Raw genomic sequence first — 7174 nt, forward strand, 5'->3', positions numbered from 1 at the left:
CCATAAATATCCAATGCCACGGCAAGCAATAGGCGATCAGATGGCGCGATTTTCGATTTATAGCGGATTGATTTTGGTTGGCAACTCGTCGCTGGAGAGTGGAGATCCTCCCATGGGCGTTGCTTTCGGCCAATTCGAGCCAACCACTGGGTATCCTGCTATTCAAAACGAGTGCCGCACAAATCACTTCAACCAGTCCGGTTTGGCCCTTTCAGTAAAAACCGAAGCAGGCTTGGTTATTCCATCTATGGGAGTCGCCATTCTGGATTACGCTGAAGAGCTTCTGCCCGATTGCATCGAGATAAGTATCCTCGGCATTCCCACTGCTTTTTATGAAGAATTTTTTCCTGCCCATGTGATCAAGTACGCGCACCAATTGGCTAGGTGAGCCGCTCCATGGCGAGCAAGATGCGCCGTCTTTAGCAGGAAGGTGTGATCCTTGAGTTATCGGAGACCGCAAAAGCTACTGACTGGAGCAATTGGCAGAGCCTCAAGAGCAGGGTCAGGAACTCAGTATCGGTTGCCTCAGACTAGTCTCGCCCGTATCTGAGAGTAAGGTGTATGGTGGTCACTGGGTCTCCATTTTGAGCATACTCGAGCGAGTAGCGTTCACCATCCGAAAATGCACCTTGGGCACATCCAGGGAACACCAACTCCAGAAATGTGATTACGGCCTCATGGCATCCAATATCTAGCACGTCCTCGACGTTGGACAGATCGTTTTCACTGAGGTTAGTAGGCTTCAAAATAATAATGTCAAAGCTCATTGCTACTGGCTCCCATCTTGTAATCCATTTGGCATTGGCATTCCCTTTTATATGTCCGGCTATCACGCCTCGCGTAATTAAACCGGCGACCATTTATGCGGCAGCAATTGATCGATTTCACTCGCCCGCTGCATCGGCAGTCGCGTGAGAACGTCTTTCAGATATGCATACGGATCATGACCATTGACCCGCGCAGACTGGATCTAGCTCATGATCGCCGGCGCCCGTTTGCCGCTGCGCAGCGACCCAGCAAACAACCAGTTCGACCGCCCAAGCGCACACGGTCGGATCAAGTTCTCGATTTGGTTGTTGTGATGGGCACAGCGCCATCTTCCAGGTAGCGCGTCAGTGCTACCCAGTGTTTAAGGCTGTAATCCAGGGCCTTGGCCGTAGCTGAGCCCTCGGGCACAAGTTCGCGTTGGTGGCCAGCATCCACTCATGCAGTTTTTCAGCGATGGGCACCGCCGTTTCCTGGCGTAATCGCCAATAGTCTTCGTAGCTCATTTCCTTGGCGTGTCGCTCAACTTCGTACAGCCCGCCAATCGAGTGAAGCGCCTGCTCCGTCAACTGGCTTTTATTCGCGACGTGCAGATCGAAGAACTTGCGCCGCGCGTGGGTACAGCTTGTACGGGGATGAAGGCCGGCAGAGTTGCGGGTGATTGATCCCGGTAAATCGGTAGCCACTTGCGGATCACGTTGGCGTTGATGCCGTGATGGATGGCTACGCTGGAAATCGTCGCTCCGGGTTGCAGGCATTCCTGGACGACTTGGGCTTTAAATAGTTTGGGGTAAGAGCTGCGTTGGCGCATGGAAATCCTGGCGATAAGGGTGATCGCGTCCGCTTAAAAATACGCGAATACCATCGCCCTAAATACTGGAGTTCGGTAGGTGTGTTCGCCATCCGCTTACACGGAATGTGATCTGGTTGCAGGTCAAACCACTACGTCATATTTTCTATCAGGCATATGAACCAAGTGTTTGATGGACGACTACAGACTTGCTCGCGAAGAGATCTCCTTGAACGCCCCGCGAATTGAATTGCCCTTAAGTCTACGTCACTTCAGCCATACACCAACCTGCTGCTCAGTTCCCTCTATAAACACCAAAGCCTCAACCTGACCTGCTTCGATCAAGTCTTGGCGAACGCCTTTTATCATTTCAAGCTGCGCAGCCCTGTCAACCAGTTCAACACGTGCTACCGAAGCCTTCATGGATTGGCGGGCGTCAGATTTTGCTTTGCGAATCGCAGATAGCACGGCACTAACACTCATCAATAAGCCTACTGATGACGGCAAAGTCACCTCGCTTTAATGGAGTGGGCTCAGGTGGCCTGAAATCAGGCTGATAAGCTGCCAACGAGTCGCAACGTACGCCATAGAAATTCTCGACCCCGCGTTCGGTAGGCAAGCCGTTATCGTCCCAACCCATGGGGTAGAACACAGCCTTACCTCGCATGCGCTGGAATCGAGCGATGATATCTGTGTGGGTATAGCTGAAGACATGACCGACATGCAACGAGCCTGAGGCCGTCGGCGGGGGCGTATCGATGGAGAACACAGCGTCGCGTTGGGCTGTGTGGTCAAAGGCGTACGTGCCTTTGAGCTGCCAACGTTGAGACCAGCGTGTTTCAAGGTTTTCGAGCGAGGGGGTGACAGTTTGATCCTTTAGAACTTCATCACGTTTAACGGTGACATAGCATCCTCCTGTTAATATCAAAGGGCACAACAGTGAGTGCGCACCCAGGTTAAATTTATATTGAATCGCCTTTGGAAAGTAACCCCCCTAATCAACATTTACCCATCGTAGCTCAATGCAACTGACGGCTCGCCCAAGACGATGCATTCAGATTTACATCACCTGCGTAGCCCATTTATGGGGCAGCAGCTCGGCGATGTCACTTGCACGCTGTGTTGGCAGTCCAGCCAGAACGTCTTTCAAGTAAGCATATGGGTCATGCCCGTTGAGCTTCGCCGACTGGATCAGATTCATCAGCACCGACGCGCGCTTGCCGCTACGCAACGATCCGGCGAAGAGCCAACTCTTGCGTCCAAGAGCCCATGGCCGGATCTGTTGCTCGATGTGGTTGTTATCAATAGGAACCGCGCCGTCATCCAGATGACGTGACAATGCTGGCCAGCGCTTCAGGCCGTAATCCAGAGCCCTGGCAATGGCCATGCCATCATGCACAAGCTCGCGCTAGGCGATCATCCGGGCGTGCAGCCTGTCCATCACGGGGACGGCTTTTTCTGTATGCGTCCGGCCAAGTCATCTACCCAGCCCCGCAAAGCTAAGACATGGTGTGCACTTAAATTTAAGTGGGCACCAGTTCTAGCCTTTTAAGCGGGTATTTCATGCAGCCAACACGCCGTTCCTATTCCAAGTCCTTCAAGGCCCAAGTCATTCAAGAGTGTGCACAGCCCGGCGCTTCGATTGCCAGCGTCGCGCTTGGCCATAGCCTCAACGCAAACCTCGTCCACAAATGGATTCGGCTGCAAGCGCAGAAAAGCCCTGCGCTCCCACCTGCATTTATTCCGTTACCCATGCCGCTGGCCGGGGCAAACTCCCATCCAGCATCATCGAATATCTGCGTTGAAATACAGCACCCGCGCGGCACCATCAAAGTGAACTGGCCGACTGAAAGTGCTGCCGCCTGTGCGACTTTTCTTCGAGACCTTTTGCGATGATCCGCATTGACTCCATCTGGCTCGCCACCGAACCGATGGACATGCGCGCAGGCACCGAAACGACGTTAGCCAAGGTGATCGCCGTGTTCGGTGCGGCGCAGCCGCACTGTGCTTATCTGTTCGCCAACCGCAGCGCCAATCGCATGAAAGTGCTGGTGCATGACGGCTTTGGAATATGGCTGGCGGCGCGCCGGTTGAACCAAGGCAAGTTCCATTGGCCTGGCATTCGCCATGGTTCTGAGATGGAACTGGATACCGAGCAACTTCAGGCATTGGTGCTGGGTCTGCCATGGCAACGCGCAGGTTCTGGAGGCTCGATCACACTGCTTTAACGGCTGCCATTAGTCTATCGGTCTATCGCCGCGAAGCGCCTGCTCTGGCAAAATCCGGCGCATGACTTCTTCTCCCAATCTCGACCAAATGTCCCCCGACCAACTGCGTGCTTTGGCAGCGCAGTTGCTGTCGCAAGTCGACACGATGGGCAAGAAAATCAACCGCGACCAAACGCTGATCGAGAAACTGACCCACGAGATCGCCCAGCTCAAGCGTTTGAAGTTTGCCAAGCGCAGCGAGCAGATGAATCCTGAGCAGGCCAGTTTGCTCGATGACCTGATCGATACCGATATCGCAGCGATTGAAGCAGAGCTTCAGGCCTTGCATACAGTGCCAGCTGCGACCGAGAAAAAGCAGAAACCCAAGCGCACTGCATTACCGGCTGAGTTTCCACGCACACTGATGCATCACGAACCGGACAACACTCACTGCCCATGCGGCTGCGCACTCAAGCGCATCGGTGAGGACGTTAGTGAGAAGCTGGACTACACGCCCGGCGTGTTCACCGTCGAACGCCATGTCCGTGGCAAGTGGGTCTGCGATGACTGCGAAACGCTGATCCAGGCACCGGTTCCGGCGCAGGTTATTGATAAGGGCATCCCGACTGCGGGCCTACTTGCACACGTCATGATTGCCAAGTTTGCTGACCATCTGCCGCTTTACCGTCAGGAATCGATCTTCGGTCGAGCAGGCTTGGAGATTCCACGTTCAACATTGGCTCAATGGGTTGGCGTGACGGGCGTGCAGTTGCAGCCTCTGGTCGACGCGCTGCGCGAAGTAGTGCTTGGGCAACAAGTCATCCACGCAGATGAAACACCGGTGCAGATGCTCATGCCGGGAACAAAGAAAACTCACCGTTCCTATGTGTGGGCCTACGCCACCAGCCAGTTCTCGGACTTGGCAGCGGTGGTTTATGACTTCAGTCCCAGCCGTGCCGGTGAGCATGCTCGCAACTTCCTGCAAGACTGGAGGGGCAAGCTGGTCTGCGACGATTTTGGCGGCTACAAGGCCAGCTTTGAACTCGGTGTGACCGAGATTGGGTGCATGGCCCATGCACGGCGCAAGTTCTTCGAACTGCACGCCACGAATAAAAGCACGCTCGCCGAGCAAGCCTTGCGCTATATCCAGTTGTTGTACGAAATCGAGAGCGAAGTCCGCGATCTGGGGCCGGATTTACGGCGCCGAATACGGCAAGAAAAAGCCGTCCCAGTGATGAATATGTTGCATGCCTGGATGATCGCTCAGCGTGACCTCGTGCCCGAAGGCTCAGCCATCAGCAGAGCACTCGATTACAGCCTGAAACGCTGGGCAGCGCTGTCGCGCTACCTTGATGACGGGGCCGTACCCATAGATAACAACTGGTGTGAGAACCAGATCCGCCCTTGGGCTCTTGGACGTAAAAACTGGCTCTTCGCAGGGTCGCTACGCAGCGGAAAACGGGCAGCGGCGATCATGAGTCTGATCCAGTCAGCGAGACTGAATGGTCATGATCCGTATGCCTATCTGAAAGATGTACTCACGCGCCTGCCGACGCAGCGCGCAAGTGAGATTAGCGAGCTGCTGCCTCACAGGTGGGCCCCCGTTTAATCGCGCAAGGTGTTTTGGGCTGATGCCTTCCTTGGCATCTACATTTTGCGCCACAACAAAGCAGGAATTGCCCGGATGTAAATTAGCTCGCTGACCAATTCAATCAGCGTTTGAGTAATGACTGCTGCCGCCGCGAGCCCTCTGATTTCATCGGGCAAGGCCAGTGCCAGTGGCAGAACTACCAGTGAATTTCGTGTCGAGCTGCTGAAAGCGACTGATCTTGCCGTGCTGGCCGGCAATTTAAAGGCGCCGGCCACCAGCGCGCCCACCAACGGTGCCAAGAGCATGAAACCAATGTAGACGGGAATAACGGGCAGCAGCTTGTCCATGTCTCTGACCACCGCTGAAATCTGAGAGCCGATCACAACGACCAACACAGCCGCCATAGCCGGTACAGGCATCCAAGTCCATGCATCATTCCAGCCCTCAACGATGCTGGATCTCTTTGCCCCGGCAGCCGTTGCTACCGCCAAGACCAGAGGCAAAGCGATCAGCACTACAAAAGCCTCAATAAATGGGCCGATAGATATGGCTACCGCTGAGTCGTTACCCAGCATGAAGGCCAAGTAAAGCGGCAACAACACAAGCTGTAGCAAAAGTAGCAATGGCGTCGCCGCCAGAGTGAGTTTGGAGTCACCCTTACCGATATGGGTAAACACCACCACATAGTCGATACAAGGCGTCAGCAAAACCAACAGGGCACCCACCAAAATCGCAGGGTGATCGGTTAGCCCCATCGTCAATGCCCAGACCAACAAGGGGATGGCCACGAAGTTGGCAGTCAGCAACGCCGCCATGAAACGCTTATTCGCAAGCCCATTACGGAGATCCAGGAACGGAATCTGTAGAAACATGGCGTACATCAGCACTGCGATGGCGGGTGTCACCATCGCCCCTAGAGCTTGAGACGCATTGGGTGCGAGCAGGCCTCCGATGGCCGCGACAATGACCGCGACGAAGTAAACGGGAATCTGGTTCTTCTCTAGCTGTTCTCTGTCCACGAAATGCCCTTCAAACGCGTGAAATTATTTTCTGAAGACAGGTTAATATCTGTAGCTACTACAGGTTCAAGAAAATGCTTGGGGAGTTTGCATGTCAGGAATCGGGGCGCTGTCGAAATCAACGGGTTGCCACATTGAAACGATTCGCTACTACGAGAAAATAGGCCTTCTACCTCCAGCTCTGCGGTCGACAGGGCGGCATCGAATCTATACCGAAAAGCATCGTTCAAGACTCGTCTTCATCCGGCAGAATCGTGAATTGGGCTTTCCACTCGACGATATCCGAGAACTCATTGCGCTCGCAGCAGATGCTGATCGTCCGTGTGCTGACGCGCTGTCGGTGGTCAAGAAGCACTTGGCAGAAGTAGAGTCGAAGGTCGCCAAGCTCCAGCAGATCCGTATAGAGCTGCTATCAATGGCAAGCAAGTGTGAGTCAACATGCCTAGGTTCGAAAACTCCAGACTGTACGATTGTTGAGTCACTGTTCGAACCTGCTGCTGGGGCTCGCTCTGGTTGCTGCTCCTAAGCAAATCAAAATGCTGGGCGCCCACTGAATTGCGCAAGGTGTGTTGAGCGGACGCTTACCTTTTTCTTGCCGTAGACGTCGGCGTAAATCTGGCTTCAGGTCGCGGATCCCCCTTTCGATTTCGTATAGCAACTGGATGGAGTGCAGTACTTGCTCGGCGAGCTCGCTCTTGTTCGTGGCATGCAGGTCGAAAAACTTGCGCCGGGCATGGGCCATGTGTTGGCGCTGATTGAAAACTGACCCACCCTGCCGATTGAAAATTGACCCAGGACGGAT

The 7174-nt window shown here is 54.3% G+C and carries 9 protein-coding genes and 3 pseudogenes; 5 read left to right on the plus strand and 7 right to left on the minus strand.

The features are described 5' to 3' along the window. Positions 1 to 112 precede the first annotated feature (112 nt). Positions 113 to 388: a hypothetical protein gene (locus tag B348_RS0111180; RefSeq protein ID WP_017736212.1), complete on the plus strand. Its 276-nt coding sequence runs from the start codon at positions 113 to 115 to the stop codon at positions 386 to 388. 456 nt (positions 389 to 844) lie between these two features. Here B348_RS0111180 and B348_RS01000000129905 read toward each other — a convergent pair. The 5 genes and pseudogenes from B348_RS01000000129905 to B348_RS01000000129910 all read right to left on the minus strand — a co-directional run. After that, a pseudogene (locus B348_RS01000000129905) lies at positions 845 to 1385 on the minus strand (transposase); the annotation flags it as partial. Then, positions 1331 to 1576, minus strand: a complete 246-nt coding sequence (locus B348_RS1000000130850; RefSeq protein ID WP_081609225.1) for a transposase — start codon at positions 1574 to 1576, stop codon at positions 1331 to 1333. The pseudogene B348_RS01000000129905 and the gene B348_RS1000000130850, both read right to left, overlap by 55 nt. Before the next feature lie 246 nt (positions 1577 to 1822). Further along, positions 1823 to 2038, minus strand: a complete 216-nt coding sequence (locus B348_RS0111200; RefSeq protein WP_017736215.1) for a hypothetical protein — start codon at positions 2036 to 2038, stop codon at positions 1823 to 1825. After that, the gene (locus tag B348_RS1000000130855; protein WP_369682520.1) at positions 2028 to 2492 is read right to left on the minus strand and encodes a class I tRNA ligase family protein; all 465 of its coding nucleotides are present in this window, start codon (positions 2490 to 2492) and stop codon (positions 2028 to 2030) included. Before B348_RS1000000130855 ends, B348_RS0111200 begins: the two co-directional genes overlap by 11 nt. A gap of 123 nt (positions 2493 to 2615) precedes the next feature. Continuing rightward, positions 2616 to 3026: pseudogene (locus B348_RS01000000129910) on the minus strand (transposase); the annotation flags it as partial. A gap of 92 nt (positions 3027 to 3118) precedes the next feature. On the opposite strand from B348_RS01000000129910, the gene B348_RS1000000130860 reads away from it, so the two are divergent. From B348_RS1000000130860 to B348_RS0111215, 3 genes are all read left to right on the plus strand, one after another. Next, complete coding sequence (locus B348_RS1000000130860; protein WP_003444070.1) at positions 3119 to 3451, plus strand: transposase; 333 nt, start codon at positions 3119 to 3121, stop codon at positions 3449 to 3451. Further along, entirely contained in the window at positions 3448 to 3783 is a 336-nt protein-coding gene (tnpB, locus tag B348_RS0111210; protein ID WP_017736217.1) for an IS66 family insertion sequence element accessory protein TnpB, read from the plus strand. The genes B348_RS1000000130860 and tnpB overlap by 4 nt, the downstream gene beginning before the upstream one ends. A gap of 61 nt (positions 3784 to 3844) precedes the next feature. Further along, positions 3845 to 5371: an IS66 family transposase gene (locus B348_RS0111215; RefSeq protein ID WP_003444068.1), complete on the plus strand. Its 1527-nt coding sequence runs from the start codon at positions 3845 to 3847 to the stop codon at positions 5369 to 5371. 38 nt (positions 5372 to 5409) lie between these two features. On the opposite strand, the gene B348_RS0111220 is transcribed toward B348_RS0111215, so the two are convergent. Continuing rightward, on the minus strand, positions 5410 to 6372 hold the full coding sequence (locus B348_RS0111220; RefSeq protein ID WP_003444066.1) for an arsenic resistance protein: 963 nt from the start codon (positions 6370 to 6372) through the stop codon (positions 5410 to 5412). A gap of 91 nt (positions 6373 to 6463) precedes the next feature. Here B348_RS0111220 and B348_RS1000000130865 point away from each other — a divergent pair, with 91 nt between their 5' ends. After that, complete coding sequence (locus tag B348_RS1000000130865; RefSeq protein ID WP_003444064.1) at positions 6464 to 6898, plus strand: helix-turn-helix domain-containing protein; 435 nt, start codon at positions 6464 to 6466, stop codon at positions 6896 to 6898. 60 nt (positions 6899 to 6958) lie between these two features. Here the strand turns inward: B348_RS1000000130865 and B348_RS1000000131555 are convergent. Further along, positions 6959 to 7174: pseudogene (locus B348_RS1000000131555) on the minus strand (transposase); the annotation flags it as partial.

It is taken from the genome of Pseudomonas sp. CBZ-4 (genome assembly GCF_000346755.1).
GTDB lineage: Bacteria > Pseudomonadota > Gammaproteobacteria > Pseudomonadales > Pseudomonadaceae > Aquipseudomonas.